22 protein-coding genes are annotated in these 19,667 nt (G+C 29.8%); 19 read left to right on the plus strand and 3 right to left on the minus strand.

What is annotated here, in order from left to right; translation table 11 throughout:
* Positions 1 to 2 precede the first annotated feature (2 nt).
* The 11 genes from def to ABDJ34_RS00720 all read left to right on the plus strand — a co-directional run bounded on the left by def (position 3) and on the right by ABDJ34_RS00720 (position 9,901).
* Complete coding sequence (gene def / locus ABDJ34_RS00670) at positions 3 to 491, plus strand: peptide deformylase (RefSeq protein ID WP_412701057.1); 489 nt, start codon at positions 3 to 5, stop codon at positions 489 to 491.
* Positions 481 to 1,413 (plus strand): methionyl-tRNA formyltransferase, encoded by a 933-nt coding sequence (fmt, locus tag ABDJ34_RS00675; RefSeq protein ID WP_412701058.1) that lies wholly within the window; start codon positions 481 to 483, stop codon positions 1,411 to 1,413. The genes def and fmt overlap by 11 nt, the downstream gene beginning before the upstream one ends.
* 9 nt (positions 1,414 to 1,422) lie before the next feature.
* Complete coding sequence (locus ABDJ34_RS00680) at positions 1,423 to 2,106, plus strand: zinc metallopeptidase (RefSeq protein ID WP_412701059.1); 684 nt, start codon at positions 1,423 to 1,425, stop codon at positions 2,104 to 2,106.
* Between the two features lie 114 nt (positions 2,107 to 2,220).
* The gene (gene rsmB / locus ABDJ34_RS00685; RefSeq protein WP_412701060.1) at positions 2,221 to 3,492 is read left to right on the plus strand and encodes a 16S rRNA (cytosine(967)-C(5))-methyltransferase RsmB; all 1,272 of its coding nucleotides are present in this window, start codon (positions 2,221 to 2,223) and stop codon (positions 3,490 to 3,492) included.
* A gap of 49 nt (positions 3,493 to 3,541) precedes the next feature.
* The gene (rlmN, locus tag ABDJ34_RS00690) at positions 3,542 to 4,591 is read left to right on the plus strand and encodes a 23S rRNA (adenine(2503)-C(2))-methyltransferase RlmN (protein ID WP_412701061.1); all 1,050 of its coding nucleotides are present in this window, start codon (positions 3,542 to 3,544) and stop codon (positions 4,589 to 4,591) included.
* Positions 4,588 to 5,325: a Stp1/IreP family PP2C-type Ser/Thr phosphatase gene (locus ABDJ34_RS00695; protein WP_412701062.1), complete on the plus strand. Its 738-nt coding sequence runs from the start codon at positions 4,588 to 4,590 to the stop codon at positions 5,323 to 5,325. The genes rlmN and ABDJ34_RS00695 overlap by 4 nt, the downstream gene beginning before the upstream one ends.
* Positions 5,315 to 7,198 (plus strand): Stk1 family PASTA domain-containing Ser/Thr kinase, encoded by a 1,884-nt coding sequence (gene pknB / locus ABDJ34_RS00700; RefSeq protein ID WP_353317115.1) that lies wholly within the window; start codon positions 5,315 to 5,317, stop codon positions 7,196 to 7,198. The genes ABDJ34_RS00695 and pknB overlap by 11 nt, the downstream gene beginning before the upstream one ends.
* Complete coding sequence (rsgA, locus tag ABDJ34_RS00705) at positions 7,188 to 8,066, plus strand: ribosome small subunit-dependent GTPase A (protein WP_412701063.1); 879 nt, start codon at positions 7,188 to 7,190, stop codon at positions 8,064 to 8,066. Before pknB ends, rsgA begins: the two co-directional genes overlap by 11 nt.
* Positions 8,066 to 8,716, plus strand: a complete 651-nt coding sequence (gene rpe, locus ABDJ34_RS00710) for a ribulose-phosphate 3-epimerase (RefSeq protein ID WP_353317117.1) — start codon at positions 8,066 to 8,068, stop codon at positions 8,714 to 8,716. The genes rsgA and rpe overlap by 1 nt, the downstream gene beginning before the upstream one ends.
* Positions 8,717 to 8,732: 16 nt before the next feature.
* Positions 8,733 to 9,272, plus strand: coding sequence for an energy-coupled thiamine transporter ThiT (gene thiT, locus ABDJ34_RS00715; RefSeq protein ID WP_094223403.1), 540 nt, complete (start codon positions 8,733 to 8,735; stop codon positions 9,270 to 9,272).
* Positions 9,269 to 9,901 carry a thiamine diphosphokinase gene (locus ABDJ34_RS00720; RefSeq protein ID WP_353317118.1) on the plus strand — a complete coding sequence of 211 codons (633 nt, stop codon included), beginning with the start codon at positions 9,269 to 9,271 and terminating at the stop codon, positions 9,899 to 9,901. The genes thiT and ABDJ34_RS00720 overlap by 4 nt, the downstream gene beginning before the upstream one ends.
* A 29-nt stretch (positions 9,902 to 9,930) precedes the next feature.
* Here ABDJ34_RS00720 and rpmB read toward each other — a convergent pair whose 3' ends face one another.
* Positions 9,931 to 10,146: a 50S ribosomal protein L28 gene (gene rpmB, locus ABDJ34_RS00725; RefSeq protein WP_002836298.1), complete on the minus strand. Its 216-nt coding sequence runs from the start codon at positions 10,144 to 10,146 to the stop codon at positions 9,931 to 9,933.
* Positions 10,147 to 10,325: 179 nt separating this feature from the next.
* On the opposite strand from rpmB, the gene ABDJ34_RS00730 reads away from it, so the two are divergent.
* The 6 genes from ABDJ34_RS00730 (at position 10,326) to ABDJ34_RS00755 (ending at position 16,047) form a co-directional block, all read left to right on the plus strand.
* Positions 10,326 to 10,688, plus strand: a complete 363-nt coding sequence (locus tag ABDJ34_RS00730) for an Asp23/Gls24 family envelope stress response protein (protein WP_002836299.1) — start codon at positions 10,326 to 10,328, stop codon at positions 10,686 to 10,688.
* 8 nt (positions 10,689 to 10,696) lie between these two features.
* Entirely contained in the window at positions 10,697 to 12,322 is a 1,626-nt protein-coding gene (locus ABDJ34_RS00735) for a DAK2 domain-containing protein (RefSeq protein WP_154272653.1), read from the plus strand.
* 88 nt (positions 12,323 to 12,410) lie between these two features.
* Complete coding sequence (recG, locus tag ABDJ34_RS00740) at positions 12,411 to 14,447, plus strand: ATP-dependent DNA helicase RecG (RefSeq protein WP_412701064.1); 2,037 nt, start codon at positions 12,411 to 12,413, stop codon at positions 14,445 to 14,447.
* An 8-nt stretch (positions 14,448 to 14,455) separates the two neighbouring features.
* The gene (gene rsmD, locus ABDJ34_RS00745) at positions 14,456 to 15,016 is read left to right on the plus strand and encodes a 16S rRNA (guanine(966)-N(2))-methyltransferase RsmD (RefSeq protein ID WP_316445269.1); all 561 of its coding nucleotides are present in this window, start codon (positions 14,456 to 14,458) and stop codon (positions 15,014 to 15,016) included.
* Positions 15,009 to 15,497 carry a pantetheine-phosphate adenylyltransferase gene (gene coaD / locus ABDJ34_RS00750; protein WP_094224630.1) on the plus strand — a complete coding sequence of 163 codons (489 nt, stop codon included), beginning with the start codon at positions 15,009 to 15,011 and terminating at the stop codon, positions 15,495 to 15,497. The genes rsmD and coaD overlap by 8 nt, the downstream gene beginning before the upstream one ends.
* A gap of 76 nt (positions 15,498 to 15,573) precedes the next feature.
* The gene (locus ABDJ34_RS00755) at positions 15,574 to 16,047 is read left to right on the plus strand and encodes a hypothetical protein (protein WP_035109473.1); all 474 of its coding nucleotides are present in this window, start codon (positions 15,574 to 15,576) and stop codon (positions 16,045 to 16,047) included.
* 45 nt (positions 16,048 to 16,092) lie between these two features.
* Here the strand turns inward: ABDJ34_RS00755 and ABDJ34_RS00760 are convergent, their stop codons facing one another.
* Both ABDJ34_RS00760 and ABDJ34_RS00765 read right to left on the minus strand, forming a co-directional pair.
* On the minus strand, positions 16,093 to 16,512 hold the full coding sequence (locus tag ABDJ34_RS00760) for a flavodoxin (protein WP_316514397.1): 420 nt from the start codon (positions 16,510 to 16,512) through the stop codon (positions 16,093 to 16,095).
* Between the two features lie 3 nt (positions 16,513 to 16,515).
* Complete coding sequence (locus tag ABDJ34_RS00765) at positions 16,516 to 17,061, minus strand: DUF3793 family protein (protein WP_412701065.1); 546 nt, start codon at positions 17,059 to 17,061, stop codon at positions 16,516 to 16,518.
* Positions 17,062 to 17,266: 205 nt separating this feature from the next.
* Here ABDJ34_RS00765 and secG point away from each other — a divergent pair, with 205 nt between their 5' ends.
* The gene (gene secG, locus ABDJ34_RS00770; RefSeq protein ID WP_002836307.1) at positions 17,267 to 17,491 is read left to right on the plus strand and encodes a preprotein translocase subunit SecG; all 225 of its coding nucleotides are present in this window, start codon (positions 17,267 to 17,269) and stop codon (positions 17,489 to 17,491) included.
* A gap of 24 nt (positions 17,492 to 17,515) precedes the next feature.
* Positions 17,516 to 19,528, plus strand: a complete 2,013-nt coding sequence (locus ABDJ34_RS00775; RefSeq protein ID WP_094207075.1) for a sodium-translocating pyrophosphatase — start codon at positions 17,516 to 17,518, stop codon at positions 19,526 to 19,528.
* The last annotated feature ends 139 nt before the right edge of the window (positions 19,529 to 19,667 follow it).

The raw sequence follows: 19,667 nt of genomic DNA on the forward strand, positions 1-19,667 counted from the left end.
AAATGGCATTAAGACAAATAAGATTAGAAAATGATCCAATCTTGAGAAAAAAATCAAGAGAGGTTGAAAAAATAGATGATAGAATCAAACAAATAGTAGATGATATGTTTGAAACAATGTATGAAAATAAAGGAATAGGATTGGCTTGTGTTCAAGTAGGAATGCTTAAGAGGATAGTAGTAATAGACATGCAAGATGAAGATGGCAAAATGGTTTTGATAAATCCTAAAATCATAGAAAGATCAGATGAAAAGCAAATTAATGTTGAAGGTTGTCTGTCAGTTCCTGGTAAAAATGGATATGTTGAAAGACCTAAGACTGTTACTGTAGAATACACAGACTTGGACGGAAACATTCAAAGGAAAACAGGCACTGATTACAAAGCACATTGTTTTTGTCATGAATTAGATCATTTGGATGGCGTATTGTACACTGATAAAGTATTGGATCTTTCTGATGAAGAGATTGAGAGATTAAATAATGAAAAATAAAATTGTATTTGCGGGATCTCCAGATTTTGCAGTTGAGAGTTTGCAAAGATTATATGGCAACCCAAATAACGAAATTCAATTAGTGATATCACAACAAGATAAAAAAAGAAATAGAAATAAGTTTTCACCTACGGCAGTTAAAAAAAGAGCTATGGATTTAGGAATAGATGTTATTACTCCACAAAATATAAATGACGATGAAGTTTTTAATCTATTAGATAGACTTAATCCTGATTTTATTGTGGTGGTAGCTTATGGTCAATTAATCAAAAAAAGAATACTGGATAGGTTTAAAAACAAGATTTTAAATGTTCACGCATCAATTTTGCCCAAATACAGAGGAGCTTCTCCGATAAATTACTCTCTAATAAATGGCGATAAAGAATCCGGTGTAAGTATAATGTTAGTTGAACAAGGACTTGATACTGGGGATGTTTTAGCTGTAGATAAAATTAAGCTTAACAAAGAAATTATGCTTGAAGAATTGCACGATAAATTAATGATAATGGGTGCTGATTTAATTAATAAAGTAATTAATGATTACCAAAAATATTTCGATTCAAGAGAAAAACAAAATGAAGATGAAGCCTCTACTGTAGGTAAAATTCAGAAATCTATGGGTGAAATTAATTTTAATGAAAAAGCAGATGTAATTTACAATAAATTTAGAGGATTGACTCCTTGGCCAGGTTTGTTTTTTAAATTAAACGATAAAACTGTAAAAGTTCACAATATCAACATAATAGAACAATATAATGATAATAAGAATGGGGAAGTTGTAAAAGTAGACAAAAATGGAATTAAGGTTGCTTGTGAAGATGGATTTATAATTATCACAAGATTACAACTTCCAAATAAAAAACCTCTTAATGTTAGCGAATATTTGAATGGAAATTCATTTGAAGAGGGAATAATTTTGTAGGAGGAATCATTGTTTAATTTTTATTATGATAGAACTATGCTGCTGTTAATTCCAGCTTTGATATTGGCGTTTTATTCACAAATCAAAGTTACTCATACTTTTGATAAGTATAAGAAAACAACTAATTCAAAAGGATTGACTGGAAAAGAAATGGCAAGAGTTCTGCTTGATTACGAAGGTTTGTCAGATATAGAAATAGTAAATGTTCAAGGAAGCTTGACTGATTACTATGATTCATCAAAAAAAGTTTTGGCTTTATCAGATGCAGTGTATAATAGTCAGTCGATTTCTGCAGTTTCTGTGGCAAGTCACGAAGTAGGTCATGCGATTCAAGACAAGGAAAATTATGGTTTCTTGAGATTTAGAGAATCTTTGTTTCCTGTTGTGAATTTCGCATCGAAATCAGTGTGGATTTTAATTTTACTTGGATTTATGTTTAGCATGAGACCATTAGTAGAATTTGGAATTATTTTATTTTCAGCGACCGTTTTATTCCAACTAATTACATTGCCAGTTGAGTTTGATGCTAGTAGTAGAGCTATACGAGCTTTATCAAATGGACTATTGGCTGATGATGAAATAGAACCTGCGAAACAAGTTTTAAAAGCAGCTGCATTAACTTATATTGCAAGTGCTTTGGTTTCACTGTTACAATTGGTAAGATTAATACTGATATCAAGAGATAGAGATTAAAAATTAATGTAGATTGAACCTAAGGTTAATCCTTTTAGGTTCAATTTTTTTATTTTTGCTGTTTTAGTGTAAAATATATTATGTAATTAAAATAATTAAAAGAAATGAGAGATTATGAATATTAGAAACGAAATAATTAATATTACCAACTCAATTAATAATAAATCAGGATACTCTTCTGAATTATTAAAGACTTATGATTATGGTGATTTGGACAAGAGAGATATCGCGTACATTAAAAGGTGTGTATTTACAGAAATAGAAAATAGATTTTTTATAGATTATGTAATATCTAAGTGCAGCGATTTGGAACTAAATAAGCTTGATAAAATTGTTCTTGAAATCCTGCGAATGGCCACTACGGAAATACTATTTATGAAAACAGCTGATTATGCTGTAGTTGACGAAGCAGTAGAATTGGCTAACAACTTAACACATTATAAAGATTATGTTAATGCTGTTCTAAGGGAGGTTTGCAGGATTAATTTGGATGAGGAAGATTTAGGAGATGAAATTAAATTCTCCATAAACAAAGAATTACTTAAGATGTTGAACAAATCTTATTCTAAAAAAACTGTAAAAAAACTTCTCAAATCTTTCTTTTACAAATCTGATTTTGTAATTAAACAAAATAAATTGAAGGAAAATAATTTAAAAACAAATTTAGAAAATCAAGGATTCGTATTAGAACAACATCCTTTTTTAAAAGATAGTTTTATCGTAAAAAATCCTGAATCGACAATAGATACGAACGAATTTAAAGAAGGTAAATTTATTATCCAAGATGGTTCTTGTAGTTTGTGCGCAGAGGTTTTAGAGCCAGTGGAGAACTCCATAGTTCTTGATATTTGTGCAGCTCCTGGGTCAAAATCATGCAACATTCAAGAGATAACAAATAATCAATCGATTATTTACTGTAATGATATTAACGAGAATAAAATATATAGAATAAAAGAGAATGTGAATAAATGTGGAGTTGAAAATGTTCAATATATGAATTTTGATGCAACTATTTTACAAGAAGATTTGATAAATAAATTTGATAGAATTCTTGTGGATGCACCGTGCTCTGCAACAGGTGTTATCAATAAAAATCCAGAGATAAAGTTATTCAGAACGAAAAAAGATGTAGAAGATTTGGTTTTAATACAAAGAAAAATTCTTGAAAATTGTGAAAAATATTTAAAAAAAGGCGGCATATTAGTATATTCTACATGCTCTCTTTTAAAAGAAGAGAACGAAGAAAATGTGGATTATATTGAAAACAAATTAAACTTAAAAAGAGAAGATATTGATTTTTATGGAGATAAAAATGAATTTATAAAACTTATGCCATTCCAAAAAGGAACGCAGGGCTTTTTCATTTCAAAGTTTGTAAAAGACTAATAGATTACAAAACTTGAGATTTTTGATATAATTTAGATTGGTGAATAATATGCAAAATAAAATTGTCTTGGAAAATATGACTGTCGATGAACTGAAAGAATTTTTTGTGAATAATGGAGAAAAATCTTTCAGAGCATTGCAGTATTTTCAAGCTATTCATAAAAATAGAATATTCAATCCTGATAAAATGACTAATTTTTCAAATGATTTAAGAGAAAAACTAGACAACTACAATGATATCAAAAATTGTTCTATTATCAAAAGGATTGATTCAAAATTAGACAACACGAAAAAATATCTTATAGAGTTGAGTGATGGTAATATCGTAGAAACGGTGTTTATGGAATATAAAACTCACACTTCAATCTGCTTATCAACACAAATTGGTTGTAAAATGGGATGCAAATTTTGTGCATCGACAAAGAAAAGTTTCGTAAGAAATTTACAACCTTATGAGATGTGTGCTCAGATATATTTGGTAGAAAATGATTTGGGTATACGAATCAATAATATGGTTTTAATGGGCATAGGGGAACCATTAGATAATTACGATAATGTTATAAGGTTTATTGATTTGATTACAGACAAAGAAGGACAAGATATGTCTATTCGAAATATAACATTATCTACATGTGGATTAGTAGATAAAATAATTAAACTTGCAGATGAAAATATAGGTATAAACATAACTATTTCACTTCATAATCCATTTGATAATGAGAGAAATCAGCTAATGCCTATTGGAAACAAATACTCAATTGAAGAAATTCTAGATGCTTGCGACTATTATTTTGATAAAACCAAAAGGCGAATTGGATTTGAATATACTGTAATTGAAAGTGTAAATGATTCAAAAAAATATATGGACAAGCTAGTCGATTTATTAAAAAATAGAAATTGTCTTTTGAACTTAATAACATTAAATCCTATTGAAGAATTTAATCAAAAATCTCCAGATAGAAACAAGATGATGGAATTTATGAATTACATGAATAAAAACAATGTTAATACTACAATAAGAAGAAAGCAAGGCATTGATATTGAAGGAGCCTGTGGGCAATTAAGAATTAACAATATGACTAAAAGAGGTGTGGAATGAAATATGCTTCAAGCACAGATATCGGATTGGTAAGAAAGCTTAATGAAGATTATCATATGAATTATATTACAGATGATTTTAGCTTACTTGTTGTGTGCGACGGAATGGGTGGACATAAAGCTGGTGAAGTTGCAAGCAAAAAAGCTGTCGAAACTGTTATAAACTACGTAAAAGAAAATGAAAATGAAAAAGATTACGAGAATACACTGATAAAAGCGATAACTTTAGCAAATGAGGAAGTTTACAAAGATAGTGAAAATAATTCTGAACATAGAAATATGGGCACAACGATAGTTGCTTGTTTAGTTTATGATGATAATGCTATTGTCGCAAATGTTGGAGACAGTAGATTGTACTTATACAGGGATGGAGAATTAAAGCAAATTACCGTAGATCATTCTCTTGTGAATGATTTATTATCATCTGGAACTATAACTGAAGAAGAGGCCTTAGATTTTGCACAAAAAAATGTTATTACAAGATCTTTAGGAATTCAAGATACTGTAGATATAGACATTTTTAATATTAAACTTATTCAAGATGATTTGATATTAATGTGCACAGATGGTTTGACTTCACAATTAGAAAATGAGGATATTGTTGATATTATTAAAAAAGAAACAGATTTGGATAAAATAACTCAAAATCTGATTGATGAAGCAAATGATATCGAAGGTATTGATAATATAACTATTACGCTTTATTTATATGAAGGGGAAAATTATGATAGGTAAAGTTTTAGGCGATAGATACGAGATAATAGAAGAAGTAGGCGTTGGTGGTATGGCTAAAGTGTACAAAGCTTTGGACACTGTTTTAAACCGATATGTCGCTGTGAAAGTATTAAAAAATGAATATATGGAAGACCAAGATTTTCTGAGAAAATTTGCAATGGAAGCACAATCTGCTGCATCTTTGACGCACGCTAATATAGTAAGTGTGTTCGATGTTGGAAGTTCATATGTTGATGGTCGTAAATATAATTACATTGTAATGGAATATGTAGATGGTAAGACTTTAAAAGATATAATAGATGAAAAACAAATTCTGCCGATCGAAGATATTGTGAATTATGGTGTTCAAATAGCAAGTGCTTTAGAATGTGCTCATAAAAATGGAATTATTCACAGAGACATTAAACCACATAATATGTTAATTGATAAGTCTAACAATTTAAAAGCGACAGATTTTGGCATTGCAAGAATTTCTTCGTCTGCAACATTGACATATACTTCAACTGTATTGGGAACTGTTCACTATATTTCACCAGAACAAGCAAAGGGTAAATTTATCGATGAGAAAAGTGATATATATTCATTAGGTGTTGTATTGTATCAAATGGCTACAGGAGAAGTACCGTTTGATGCACCAAATGCTGTTGGAATTGCATTGAAACATATTCAAGATCCATTGGTGCCGCCTATAAATCTTCGTCATGATTTACCACAAGGTCTTAATGATATAATAGTTAAAGCGATGGCAAAAGATCCCAATGATAGATTTAAATCAGCTACAGAATTGAAAGAAATGTTGAGAAATTATCAAAACTATTCTTCTGATTTATATCAAAAAACTACTAAAAATCCAATAATTAAGGAAAATGATGAACAACCTGAAATAAAAGAAGCAGTTTATAAAACGCCTAAACAATCTTCTACAAAAGATAATAAAAATAAATCTAAAAAATTTATGTGGATTCTATTGCCTATAGTTTTAGCAGCTTTGGTATTTGTTGCAATTATATTTGGCAAGAAATATATTAACAAGAATAAGCAAGACCTAGTTTTAGTTCCTGCATTAACCGGTTTAACGGAAACCGAAGCTTTAAATAAAGCTAAGGCTAATAATTTAATTGCTGTTGTTTCAGAATATAAGACTGAAAGTAATGTTGAACCAGGAAAAGTATTAGAACAAGATCCTGAATCCAGTACAGAAGTGAAAAAAGGAACTATTATAAAATTAGTTGTAAGCAAAGGCGAGGAACAGGTGTCTGTACCTAATTTATCCAATATGACTATTGAAAATGCTAAAATTCAACTAAATAAATTAGGCTTAGAGATTGGTGAAATAACTAAAGAAAACAGCGATAATTTTGAAGCTGGAAAAATTATGCAACAACATCCAGATGCAGGAACTAGCATAAGTAAAGACTCTAAAGTTGATGTTGTAATTTCTTTAGGTAAAAAAGAAGAACTAGTAGAGATGGTTGATTTAATAGGAGCGGATATAAGTCAAGCTAGTAATAAATTAAAATCAATCGGACTAAATATAGGAAATATTGAAAAGAAATTTAGCAATTCATATGATACAAACCAAGTTATATGGCAACAATATGATGCTGGAAAGAAACTAAAAAAAGATAGTTCAATTGATGTTATAATCAGTAAAGGGAAAAAAGAACCTGAAATGATTGATAAAGTATTCAGAATAAGTAAACCTGTAGAAAAAGGAATTTATACAGTAACTATTAAAGATGAAACTGAAAATAATATAATATATGAAGAAAATCATAATGCTTCTGAAGGAGATATCAGAATTAAAGTAAAAGTAAAACCTAATAATGATATTAAAGTCTATATTAATGGAGAATTAGTTAATGTCGGATAAAACAGGTGTTATTACGAAAATTCAAAGGGAATTATTCTACGTAAGCGTTGGAAACGAAGTGTATCCTTCGAAGGCAAAGGGGAATTTTAGGAACAAGAAAATAACTCCAGTTGTAGGCGATAAAGTAGATATAAACGTAGAAAATGGTCTTGGATTTATTTTAAAAATACATCCAAGATCTGTGCTTTTGCACCGCCCTGAAGTGAGTAATATAGATAAATGTTTTGTTCTAAGTAGCATTAAGTCACCTAATATTAATCTAATGTTACTAGACAAATATCTATTAATGATTGAGAAAAACAGCATTGATTGCGTCATTGTATTTAATAAGTCTGATTTGGTATCTGAAGATGAGAAAAAAATTTATGCTGATATATACAGAAATGTCGGCTATAAAGTAATATTCAACTCAAATGAATCTTCAATCACTAATGAAGAATTATTAAATGAATTCAGAAATCATATCAATTGTGTTATTGGTCCCAGCGGGGCGGGGAAATCCAGTACTTTAAAAAAATTATTTCCAAGTGAGTATTTTATTTCTGGTAAAATAAGTGATAAAACTCAGAGAGGAAAGCAAACGACAAGACACATTGAAATTAAAATGGTAGATCACAATACTTACGTTTTAGACACACCGGGTTTTAGTTCTTTTGATTTGTCTTTTTTAAATGACAAATCAGAAATTAAAAATAATTTTGTAGAATTTAGAAAAAATAGTTTAAGATGTAAGTTCAATAATTGCGAGCACATTAATGAACCAAAATGTGAAATAAAAAGACTTGTTGAAATTGGAGAAATATCCCAGAGTAGATATGATAATTATTTGAAGATAGTTGAAGAATACAAAAAAATTAGGAGGTATTAATGGCTAATTTAAGTCCGTCTTTGTTGGCATGTAACTTTTTTGAGTTAGAAAAAAACTTAGATATACTAAAAAATAAGGGAATAAAATATTTACATTTGGATGTTATGGACGGAAATTTTGTGCCAAATATTTCTTTTGGTCCAGCAGTTATAAAACAAATAAGAGAAAAATATCCGGACTTTATTCTTGATTGTCACTTGATGGTTAACAAACCAGAAAATATTATAAATGACATTTTGAATGCCGGAGCTGATATAATTACTTTTCATCCAGAAGCAACTTTTCATCCACATAGGACTATTCAAACTGTTCATAAAGCTGGAAAAAAATGTGGATTAGCACTTAATCCATCCACAGGATTGGAATGTTGTGATTATATTATTGATGATTTAGATATAATACTTGTAATGAGTGTAAATCCAGGTTTTGGAGGACAATCCTTTATAGAGAGTCAATATTCAAAAATAAAAGATGCAAGAAAAATGATAGAAACATCAAAAAAAGATATTTTACTGGAAGTTGATGGAGGAGTGAAAACTTCTAATGTCGATAAAGTGTTAGAATCTGGAGCTAATCTAATTGTAAGTGGTTCAGATGTTTTTAATCATGACATAGAATTGCAACTAGATATTTACAATCAAAAATTATAGTTAAAAGGAGGATATCTTGAACAAAAATTTGAGATTTATGGTTGAAGGGGCAATTACTTTAGCTTTGACAGCTGTACTAAATAGCATTGTTATTTTTAAAATGCCAAGAGGAGGATCTGTTTCCCTAGCGGGATATGTTCCGATTTTATTATTTGGACTAAGATGGGGGCTAAAACCAGGGATTGTAATTGGATTAATGTATGGAGTTTTGGATAGCTTTGTTGATCCTTACGTTATCCATCCAATACAATATATGCTAGATTATCCAATAGCTTATATGGCTTTAGGATTATCAGGGTTAGGATGTAATGAAGAAACTTTGAGTGGCAAAATTAATTATAAAATGATTTTAGCATGTATATTCGCTATTTTAATGAGAGGAGTAGCTGCGATTTTAAGTGGTTATGTATTTTTCAAAGACACATTGCCATCAGATATTCCTGCATTACTCGGATCGTTCTTATATAACATCACCTACATTGTTCCTAATGGAATTATAGCTATAGTTGTCATATTAATTTTAATTAAACCTGTATCAAAGGTAAGTAAAAAATGATTGGTTTGATTTGTTGCGCAGGGGAATTATCTGATAAGAATCTTTTTGAAGAATATTATGAAAGATCAGACTTTAAAATAGCTGTAGATGGTGGAACGAAATATTTCATAGATTATCATAAAGATTTTGATTTCGCTATAGGAGATTTTGACTCTATAAATAATGAGGACAAAATTTTTCTAGAAGAAAACAACAAGATTTTTGAAAAATATAATTGCAAAAAAGATTTTACTGATTTTGAAGCCGCAATAAATATATTAATCGAAAAGAACTGTAATACAATATATGCTTTTGGGGCAACAGGAACCAGATTAGATCACACAATGTCGAATTTAATTTATTCAAAAAAATGCTATGAAAAAGGAATTGAACTTATATTTATTGGTAACAATAATATAATTAAATTCTTAGGAGAAAGCACAGAATGTGTTATGAGATATGACTATATTTCCATTGTAGTTTTATCGAATAGTGGAATGAAAATTAGGTTAAATGGTTTTGAATACGACAGCGAATTTTTAGATGTTGATTTTTGTTCAACATTGACGATTAGTAATAAAATAAAAAATAAAAAAGCATATATAGAATTAATAGAGGGATATGGCCTTTTAATTGATTCTAGAGATTAAAAAAGAGTCGAAGTTTTCGACTCTTTGTTTTATTCTTCTTCTGTTGTTTTGATAAATTGAGGTCTTTCAACTAAACCTGATCTTAAGCATCTAGTGCATACATTGATTCTTTTTGGTTTGCCATCGACTAAAGCTCTAACTTTTCTGATGTTAGGTGCCCAGCTTCTATTTGAAGATCTTAAAGAAAATGATCTATTATTTCCGAAAGTTCTTGATTTACCACAAATTTCACATTTTTTGGACATAATTACACCTCCTGGTTCTTTTTCAAATGTCTCTTGATATTATAGCATATTTTAAAACTGAATTTCAAGCTTTTAGAGCTAAAATATGTTATAATAATATAGTATTAATATGTAAATTAGAATCTTAAACATCAAAAGAGTATAATATAATTAGTTAGGTATCACAAATAGGAGGTAATATGACTACTAAAATTGATAACGAATATGGTTCAATATTAATATCAGATAATATCGTTAGAACTATTGCTAGTGAAACAGCTATGACTTGTTACGGAATTGTTGGACTAGCTTATAAAAATTTATCAGATGGATTTTTAATGTTACTCAATAAAGACAATATGAGTAAGGGAGTAAAAGTTTATACCAAAAATAATAAAATTGTAATAGATTTAACTGTAGTTTTGGAATATGGTACTAAAATTGCTGTGGTTTGCCAAAATATTATTGATACAGTTAAATATAGTGTAGAAAATAAAACTGGTCTTGAAGTAGAATGTGTTAATGTTCTTGTTCAAGATATGAGAATAAACGAAGAAAAATAGGGGGCACAATGAAGAATGACGCAACACTGTTCAAGAATTGCCTTCTAGCGGGATTTAAGAACTTAGAAAATAAAAGAGAAATAGTAAATAGCTTAAATGTTTTTCCAGTTCCAGATGGAGATACTGGTACTAATATGACATTGACAATTAAATCAGCTATTTCAAAAGTTAATGGCGTAACTGATTTGAGTATTGCAAATTTAGCTAAAGCTATGAGTGATGGTTCTCTTATGGGAGCTAGAGGGAATTCTGGTGTAATTACTTCTCAAATCATGAGAGGTTTTTATAATGGATTTAAAGATTATACTGAATTTAATATATTTGCATTAAGAGATGGATTTGTTGAAAGTTATAAAACTGCATACAAAGCTGTAATGAAACCAACAGAAGGAACAATTCTTACAGTTTCTAGATGTATGGGTGAGTTTGCTGATCAAAACTACCAAAATTATGAAGACATCAAAGAATTTTTGACAGATATTATATCTGAAGGTAACAAGGCACTTCTTAAAACTAAAGAAATGTTACCTGTTTTGAAAGAAGCCGACGTAGTTGATGCAGGTGGACAAGGTTTAATGTTATTCTTAGAAGGCGTTTTAAATTACGATAATGAAAAATTGATTTCCGAAACAGTAATTGACGAATCTTCTAGAACTATTAATGAAAATACGAATGTTGTATCAGATGAAGAAATAGAATTCGGATATTGTACTGAATTTTTTATAATGACTGATGCAGATGAAAATTCATATAGATCAAAATTAGAAAACTTTGGGGATTGTTTACTAGTTGTAAAAGGTGATGGAGTAATCAAAACTCATATTCATACTAATAATCCTGGTAAAGTTCTAGAAATTGCCATGGAATTAGGTGCTTTAAGAGATATCAAAATAGATAATATGAGATTACAACATCAAAACTTGCATTCTACTGAAGAAGAAATTAGTCAAGCTTCTACTAAACCTTCAGAACCAGAAAAAGATTTTGGATTTGTAGTGGTTAGCAGTGGTAAAGGATTCAGTAAAGTTTTCGATATGTTAAATGTTGATGAAGTGATTACTGGTGGACAAACAATGAATCCTTCAACTGAAGATATAGTTAATTCTATAGAAAAAGTTAATGCAAAGACAGTTTTTGTATTTCCTAACAATAAGAACATCATATTATCAGCTAATCAAGCAAAACAAATAGTTGATAAAGAAGTATTTGTTGTAGAGACAAAAGCCGTACCACAATCTATTTCAGCTCTTTTAGCATTCAATGAAGAAGCAAGTGCAGAAGAAAACTTTGATAGTTTTAACGATGTAATAGCAACAGTTAAGACTGGTGAAGTTACTTTTGCTGTAAAAGATTTAAATATGTCAGATATTAAAGTAAAGAAAGATGACATTATCGGTCTTGACCAAAAGAATATCAGAGCGGTCGGTAATGATATTAATAAAGTTTCAATGGATTTATTGAGACAACTAATTCAAAAAGACGATTCATTGGTTACAATTTATTATGGTGAAGGCTGTGATGAAATGATGGCTAATAAATTGAAAGATAGTTTGGAAGAAGAATATAAAAACATTGATATTGAGGTTGTCGAAGGATCTCAACCTTTATATTACTATGTATTTTCAATAGAATAACTCCTTACAAATAATTACAAATAATAGATCGATTTTATCGGTCTATTATTTGTATGTTTAATGTAGGGATTTTTTTGTGTGGTGAGTTATGCAATTATCAGAAGTAAAAGGAATAGGAAAGAAAAAATTAGAAGTTTTAAACTCAATGGGTATTTTTGATGTTAATGATTTATTGAATTATTTCCCGTATAGGTACGAAAATAGATCAATAATAAAAAATATAATAGATATACGAGATGAAGAAAGCTGCGTTATAAAAGTCAAATTTATTTCAAAGCCTGTAACTAGATATCTTAGAAGAAATTTAAACTTAACATCTGCTATTGCTTTTGACGATACTTCTAAAATAAGTGTGTCATGGTTTAATCAGCCTTTTATCAGAAATCAAATTCTACCAAACACTACCTACTATTTGTATGGGAAAATAAATAGAGTTCAAAATCAATTCAAAATATCGTCACCAATTTTAAGTAAAACTTTTGGTGGGAAATTGGGCATTATTTATCCAATTTACAAAGTAAAAAAAGGCGTTACAAATAATGATATGATTAAATTCATTGATTTTGCTATTAAACATTGTATTGATGAAATTAAAAATGTTATTCCTTATAGTATGATTAAAAACTACGATATTGAGAACAAAAGAAATGCAATAAAAAACATACACAGACCTGTGGATTATGCACAATTTAAACGAGCTAGGACAGCGCTTGTTCTTGAAGAAGTTATTATAATGCAATTGGCAATGAAATCAATGAAGACAACACTAAACGAACAAAATTATATAAAATTTCAAACTGACGAAAGCATGGATCTTTTCATACAGTCTTTAAAATTTGAACTTACAAAAGGACAGTTAGAAGCAATTAGAGATATTGAAAGTGATATGACATCTGAAAAGAGAATGAATAGATTGGTTCAAGGAGATGTAGGAAGTGGAAAGACAATAGTAGCTGAAGCAGCGATATTCAAATCATATTCAAGTGGTTATCAATCAGCTTTTATGGCTCCTACGGATATTTTAGCGACACAACATTATGAAAACTTATCGGATGATTTTTCAAAATTTGGGTTAAAAGTTTGTTTATTAAAATCTGATTTAACAAAATCGGAAAAAGATTCTGTTTTAGAAGGAATAAAGTCGGGTTATTTTGATGTCATAGTTGGTACGCATGCAATAATTCAAGATTTTGTGGAATTTAAAAAGCTTGGACTCGTAATTACCGATGAACAACATAGATTTGGTGTAGGACAAAGGAAGAAAATTTCAGACAAGGGACAAAATCCAGATGTTCTTGTGATGACAGCTACTCCAATTCCAAGAACTTTAGCACTTTCTTACTATGGGGATTTGGATATATCAACAATAAATGAAATGCCTAAAGGCAGAAAAGTAATAGAAACATATTCTGTTGGATTTAGTTATGAAAAAAGAATAGCAGCTTTTATCAGAAAACAAGTTGAAAATGGGTTTCAAGCTTATGTTGTGTGTCCATTGATAGAAGAATCTGAAGCATTGGATTTAGAGAATGTAACAGAACTTTACAATAGGTTATCTAGTGAGTATTTTTCTGGTATAAATGTTGGAATGTTACACGGTAAAATGAAATCTGCAGAAAAAGAAGAAATTATGAAAGATTTTGTAGACGGAAAAACAAAAATATTGGTATCTACAACAGTTATTGAAGTTGGCGTTGATGTCAAAAAAGCAAATGTAATTGTTATATATAATGCAGAAAGATTTGGACTTTCACAACTTCATCAACTAAGAGGTAGAGTGGGCAGATCTTCAGATCAATCTTATTGTATTCTTATCAACAATGCACATTCTGATGAACAAATGGAAAGAATGAATATTATGGTTAAGACGAACAGCGGATTTGAACTATCACAAAAGGATTTGATGATGAGAGGTAGTGGTGATTTGTTAGGAACTAGACAATCAGGAATACCACTTCTAAACATAGCAGATCTAGAAAAAGACTATGATTTGATAGAAAAAGCTGCTGTGATAACTGAGTATATATATACTAATGATTTATGCGAAACTAAAGAATATATTTATTTGGATGAAGAAATTAATAAGTTTAAAGATAAATTACTAGAAAATGTTATTTTTAATTGAGGTGAGAAATGAAAGTTATTTCAGGAAAAATGCGAGGTATGAACTTAAATACCGATTTAGATAGATTTACAAGACCGACAGAGGGTAAAATAAAAGAAGCTATATTTAGCGTGATTTTTCAAGTAAAACCTAATTCTAAAGCATTAGATTTATTTGCAGGAAGTGGAGCAGTTGGTATAGAGTTCATAAGTCGTGGATGTGATTTAGTAGTATTTAGTGAAGCTTCTAATGATAATATAAAATGCATCAATGAAAATATTGAGCATACAAAATCACAGGAATTCGCAAAAGTCTTTAAAGGAGATTTTAAGAAAAATTTATTAAATATCAGAAGACAAGGATTAAAATTTGATTATGTTTTTATCGATCCGCCTTATGAAAGATTAAATTATTACAAAGAATCCATTCAGATGCTAATAGATAATGATCTTTTAAATGATGATTGTCTTGTTATATTAGAATCCGAAAAAGAATTGTCTGATGAATATTTCAAAAATTTGAAACTAGAAAAACAAAAACAATATGGTAAAAATAAGAATATATATTTTTTGAGGAATGATAATGAATAAAACAAAGGTATTATATCCGGGTAGTTTTGATCCAATTACGAATGGACACATGGATATTATTGAAAGAAGTGCAAAAATTTTTGAAGAAGTAAATGTAGCTGTTGTAAAAAACATTCAAAAGAAAAGCACATTTTCTCTTGAACAAAGAGTTTCGATGATTAAAAAATCTTGTAGCCATTTATCTAATGTAAGAGTTCATCAATTTGAAGGATTGACTGTAGATTTTGCAAAACAAATAGGATGTAGTACAATTATAAGGGGACTACGTGCTGTTAGTGATTTTGAATCAGAAATGCAAATGTCTTTGGCTAATAAGAAATTAAATAATGAATTAGAAACATTGTTTTTAGTTGCAGATGGCAAATATGCATTTCTTTCGTCTTCTATAGTAAGAGAGATAGCTTCCTACGGCGCTGATATATCAGAACTTGTTCCTGAAAATATCATTGAAGATATAAAGGATAAATTTAACGATAAATAAATGCTTTATCTTGAATTAATTTGATATTTTTATTATAATAATTGTAAGAATAATTAGCTCAATGCAGGAGGGTTACATGGATATTATTAAGTTAATAGAAGAAATGGAAGACATACTTGATGAAGCATCAACAGTTCCATTTTCTAAAAAAGTTATGGTTGAAAGAGAAGAACTTCTATCAGTTTTAAAAGATATGAGAGAAAATTTACCAGAAGAAATCAAACAAGCTCAATGGACTAATGCTGAAAAGAATAGAATTATTGATGAAGCTAACAGAGAATCTGAAAATATTAGAACTCAAGCTTACAAAGAAGCAGAAAAAATAGACCAAGAAGCTCGAAACAGATTTGAAACAATGGTAAATGAACACGATGTTACTATTGCAGCTCAAAAAAATGCAGAAGAAATTACTTCTCAAGCTGAAAACAATGCTAGACTATTAAAGAGTCAATCTATCCAATATATCGATGAAATGTTGGAAACAACTCAAGACAAATTGAACAATCTATTGGAAGAATTACAAGAAAACAGAAATGAATTAAAAGGCTAATAAAAAGCTTGGTAGTTTTAGATGACTACCAAGCTTTTTTAAGTATTATTTTAATAAATTATCTGCGAATTTTTTGATATCAGCAGTAGAATTTTCGTCTGGTGTATCATAGCAAATTACAGTATCAATAACGTTTAAATTATTTTTCGAACATCTTTCTTTCCAAAAGCCCATCCATTCACCGTTGTTCCATTCATAAGAACCAAAGAGAGCAATTTTTTTATCATTTAATGTATTTTCTAAATCAGAAAACATCGGTTCAAATGAAGTATCTTCTAGTTCTTCATCACCCATAGCAGGGCACCCAAAAGCAATGACATCGAAATTGTCTATATCGTAGTTTTTATAATCATCACTAAATACCATTTCGACTTTAGATCCTTTTGACTCACATTCTTCTTTAATAATTTGAGCCATTTTTTCAGTGTTACCAGTTTGAGACCAGTATAAAATTAATAAATTCATAATTTACTCCTTAAAATAATTTATTATATCAAACAAGTTATTTCCTTGTAATGATAATCTTTTTGTTACGAGCTTAGCATAGTCATATTTTTTAAATATATCTTTTGCTTTTTCTACATCAGAATATACTTTCCATTTTCCAGAAATACATTCATTTTTTCCGTTGAAATTGATAAAACCAAGCACATCCTCGTAGGGATACCCTAAAAAGAATCCGATTTCATGAGGAAATTCATTTTCAAGTAATCTTTTCTTTAAAAAATTTATGCTGCTATTAAAATTATCCGCAGGATAACCATAACTTTTCAAAGCATTTTGCAGCCTCTTATCATTATAGTTTTCTATTAAATTGTAATTTATTAAGTACAGCAACAACTTTTTTCTAGTTTGCTTTAAAATAATTAAGCTAAAATTATATTCTGATAATTTTTCGTTTAATTTAAATATGTCTTCAAATATGCTATCTGTATAATCAACATTTATCATATTTGCAAATTTGAGATTACTTAGTGTGGGATAACAATGTTCTAATAATATGTCTTGTAACATAACCACCTCTATAATAAGTATTGATAATTGATATCACAATAAGTATAGCACATGATTTTTGATAAATCAATACTGATTATCAATTAAATTCAAAGAAATTTGTGGTATAATATCTTTGTGCAATAATGATATATGAAGTATCTTGATAATATCGAATGTCTATGTTATATTTTATATATCAACTTAATTGAAATGAGGTGTATAAATGAAGACTATTTTTTCAGTAATTTTAGTTATTGCCAGCATTGTAATAATAATTGCAGTGATGAGTCAAGAAACTAAATCAGAAGGGATGGCAGCGTTAACAGGCGAAACTAATGTCGGCGGACATGGTGGAAGATTAACTAAGGATAATTATATTAATAGAGTTGTTATTGTATCATCAGTTATATTCTTGGTTTCAGCTTTGGCGTTAGCATATATAAAATAATTTAATAGTTGAAAGGAGTAAATCATGGACAATATGTATTACTATTTAGCTATTGCAGCAGGTATTATCGCTTTATTATTTGCTGCAATAAAATTTAGTAGCATAAGTAAAAAAGGTGCTGGTAATGAAAGAATGAGGGAGATATCTGGATTTATTCACGACGGAGCAATGGCTTATCTTTCTCGCCAGTACAAAGCACTTATTATTTTTGTAGTTATAGTATGTGTAATTCTAGGTGTTGCAATCGATTATAAGACAGCAATTTGTTTTTTAGCCGGTGCAATATTTAGTGTACTTGCAGGTTACATCGGTATGCAAGCTGCAACAAAGGCAAACGTTAGGACAGCCAATGCGGCAAAAGAAGAAGGAATGAATGGAGCATTAAACGTAGCATTTTCTGGTGGAGCAGTAATGGGAATGTGCGTTGTTGGATTAGGAATTTTAGGTATAACTCTTTCTTATATTATTTTCCAAGATGCTGAAGTTGTTACTGGATTTAGTTTTGGTGCTTCTTCTATAGCTTTATTTGCCAGAGTTGGTGGAGGTATCTATACAAAAGCAGCTGATGTTGGAGCAGACTTGGTTGGTAAAGTTGAAGCTGGTATCCCTGAAGATGACCCTAGAAACCCTGCAGTAATTGCAGATAATGTTGGGGACAACGTAGGGGATGTTGCTGGTATGGGAGCCGACTTATTTGAATCCTATGCTGGTAGTATTTTATCAGGTATTACATTAGGTTTATTAGCTTATAAAGAAGCTGGTGTATCATTTGCAATAGCAACAGCAGCTTTAGGTGTTATTGCATCTATTATAGGTGTATTTACAGTTAGAGGAGGAAAAGATCCTCAAAAATCTTTGAATACAGGTACAATTATCAGTTCAATATTAGCAATCGCAGGATCATTCTTCTTATCAAGATCTATTCTTGGTAGTAATAATGCTTTCTTCTCTGTATTAGCTGGTATATTAGTTGGATTGATAATTTCACAATTTACTGAATACTACACATCTGAAGATAAAAAGCCAGTTCAAAAAATTGCTGAAGAATCAGAAACAGGTTCTTCTACAAATATTATCTCAGGTTTGGCTACAGGAATGAAATCAACTACTGGTCCAATTATTGTTATAGCTATTGGTATAATAATTTCATTCTTTGCATCAAATGGTGCTACAAACCCTACAGAAGGTTTGTATGGTATTGCAGTAGCTGCTATAGGTATGTTATCTACTTGTGGAATGACAATTGCAGTAGACGCTTATGGTCCAATAGCAGATAATGCTGGTGGTATTGCTGAAATGTGCGAATTACCAGAAGATGTTAGAAATATTACAGATAAATTAGACTCAGTTGGAAATACTACCGCTGCGATAGGAAAGGGATTTGCAATCGGTAGTGCTGCATTAACAGCATTAGCATTATTTGCATCATATACAGCTGTAGTAGGTTTGAAACAAATAGATGTTACAAGTCCAGAAGTTGTAGCTGGTATGTTCATTGGTGGTATGTTACCATTCCTATTCTCAGCATTGACTATGGATGCTGTAGGAACAGCTGCAAATGATATGATTGTTGAAGTTAGAAGACAATTTAAAGAATTCCCAGGAATTATGGAAGGTACTCAACAACCTGATTACAAAAAATGTGTCGACATTTCTACAGGTGCTGCATTAAGACAAATGCTTGTTCCAGGTTTGTTAGCTGTAGTTTGTCCAGTTATAATGGGATTCTTATTAGGTGCAGAAGCTTTAGGTGGACTTTTAGCAGGTTCACTTGTAACAGGTGTCTTAATGGCAATATTCATGTCAAACAGTGGTGGAGCATGGGATAATGCTAAGAAATATATTGAATCTGGTCAACACGGTGGAAAAGGATCAGATGCTCATAAGGCAGCTGTAGTTGGAGATACTGTTGGGGATCCATTCAAGGATACTTCAGGTCCATCATTAAACATATTAATTAAATTGATGACGGTAGTATCATTAGTATTCGCACCATTGATTGCTCAACATGGTGGAGTAATACTAAACTTATTCTAAAAATCGAATATTTTAGTATTTGAAGTGTTTTTCTAAAACACGAATTGAATTAAATGATTTTAAGCGGAATGTTATCTTTGTATTGCAGAAAACATTCCGTTTTTAATTTTGTTTTATTTTAATTCAAAATTATTGTATA

The organism is Finegoldia dalianensis (genome assembly GCF_046255015.1).
Taxonomy (GTDB): Bacteria; Bacillota; Clostridia; order Tissierellales; family Peptoniphilaceae; genus Finegoldia; species Finegoldia magna.

Coding starts and splice junctions, on each gene's coding strand:
- def (WP_412701057.1), top strand. CDS start 3: ATGGCATTAAGACAAATAAGATTAGAAAATGATCCAATCTTGAGAAAA.
- fmt (WP_412701058.1), top strand. CDS start 481: ATGAAAAATAAAATTGTATTTGCGGGATCTCCAGATTTTGCAGTTGAG.
- rsmB (WP_412701060.1), top strand. CDS start 2,221: ATGAATATTAGAAACGAAATAATTAATATTACCAACTCAATTAATAAT.
- rlmN (WP_412701061.1), top strand. CDS start 3,542: ATGCAAAATAAAATTGTCTTGGAAAATATGACTGTCGATGAACTGAAA.
- ABDJ34_RS00695 (WP_412701062.1), top strand. CDS start 4,588: ATGAAATATGCTTCAAGCACAGATATCGGATTGGTAAGAAAGCTTAAT.
- pknB (WP_353317115.1), top strand. CDS start 5,315: ATGATAGGTAAAGTTTTAGGCGATAGATACGAGATAATAGAAGAAGTA.
- rsgA (WP_412701063.1), top strand. CDS start 7,188: ATGTCGGATAAAACAGGTGTTATTACGAAAATTCAAAGGGAATTATTC.
- rpe (WP_353317117.1), top strand. CDS start 8,066: ATGGCTAATTTAAGTCCGTCTTTGTTGGCATGTAACTTTTTTGAGTTA.
- ABDJ34_RS00720 (WP_353317118.1), top strand. CDS start 9,269: ATGATTGGTTTGATTTGTTGCGCAGGGGAATTATCTGATAAGAATCTT.
- rpmB (WP_002836298.1), bottom strand. CDS start 10,146: ATGTCCAAAAAATGTGAAATTTGTGGTAAATCAAGAACTTTCGGAAAT.
- ABDJ34_RS00730 (WP_002836299.1), top strand. CDS start 10,326: ATGACTACTAAAATTGATAACGAATATGGTTCAATATTAATATCAGAT.
- ABDJ34_RS00735 (WP_154272653.1), top strand. CDS start 10,697: ATGAAGAATGACGCAACACTGTTCAAGAATTGCCTTCTAGCGGGATTT.
- recG (WP_412701064.1), top strand. CDS start 12,411: ATGCAATTATCAGAAGTAAAAGGAATAGGAAAGAAAAAATTAGAAGTT.
- rsmD (WP_316445269.1), top strand. CDS start 14,456: ATGAAAGTTATTTCAGGAAAAATGCGAGGTATGAACTTAAATACCGAT.
- coaD (WP_094224630.1), top strand. CDS start 15,009: ATGAATAAAACAAAGGTATTATATCCGGGTAGTTTTGATCCAATTACG.
- ABDJ34_RS00755 (WP_035109473.1), top strand. CDS start 15,574: ATGGATATTATTAAGTTAATAGAAGAAATGGAAGACATACTTGATGAA.
- ABDJ34_RS00760 (WP_316514397.1), bottom strand. CDS start 16,512: ATGAATTTATTAATTTTATACTGGTCTCAAACTGGTAACACTGAAAAA.
- ABDJ34_RS00765 (WP_412701065.1), bottom strand. CDS start 17,061: ATGTTACAAGACATATTATTAGAACATTGTTATCCCACACTAAGTAAT.
- secG (WP_002836307.1), top strand. CDS start 17,267: ATGAAGACTATTTTTTCAGTAATTTTAGTTATTGCCAGCATTGTAATA.
- ABDJ34_RS00775 (WP_094207075.1), top strand. CDS start 17,516: ATGGACAATATGTATTACTATTTAGCTATTGCAGCAGGTATTATCGCT.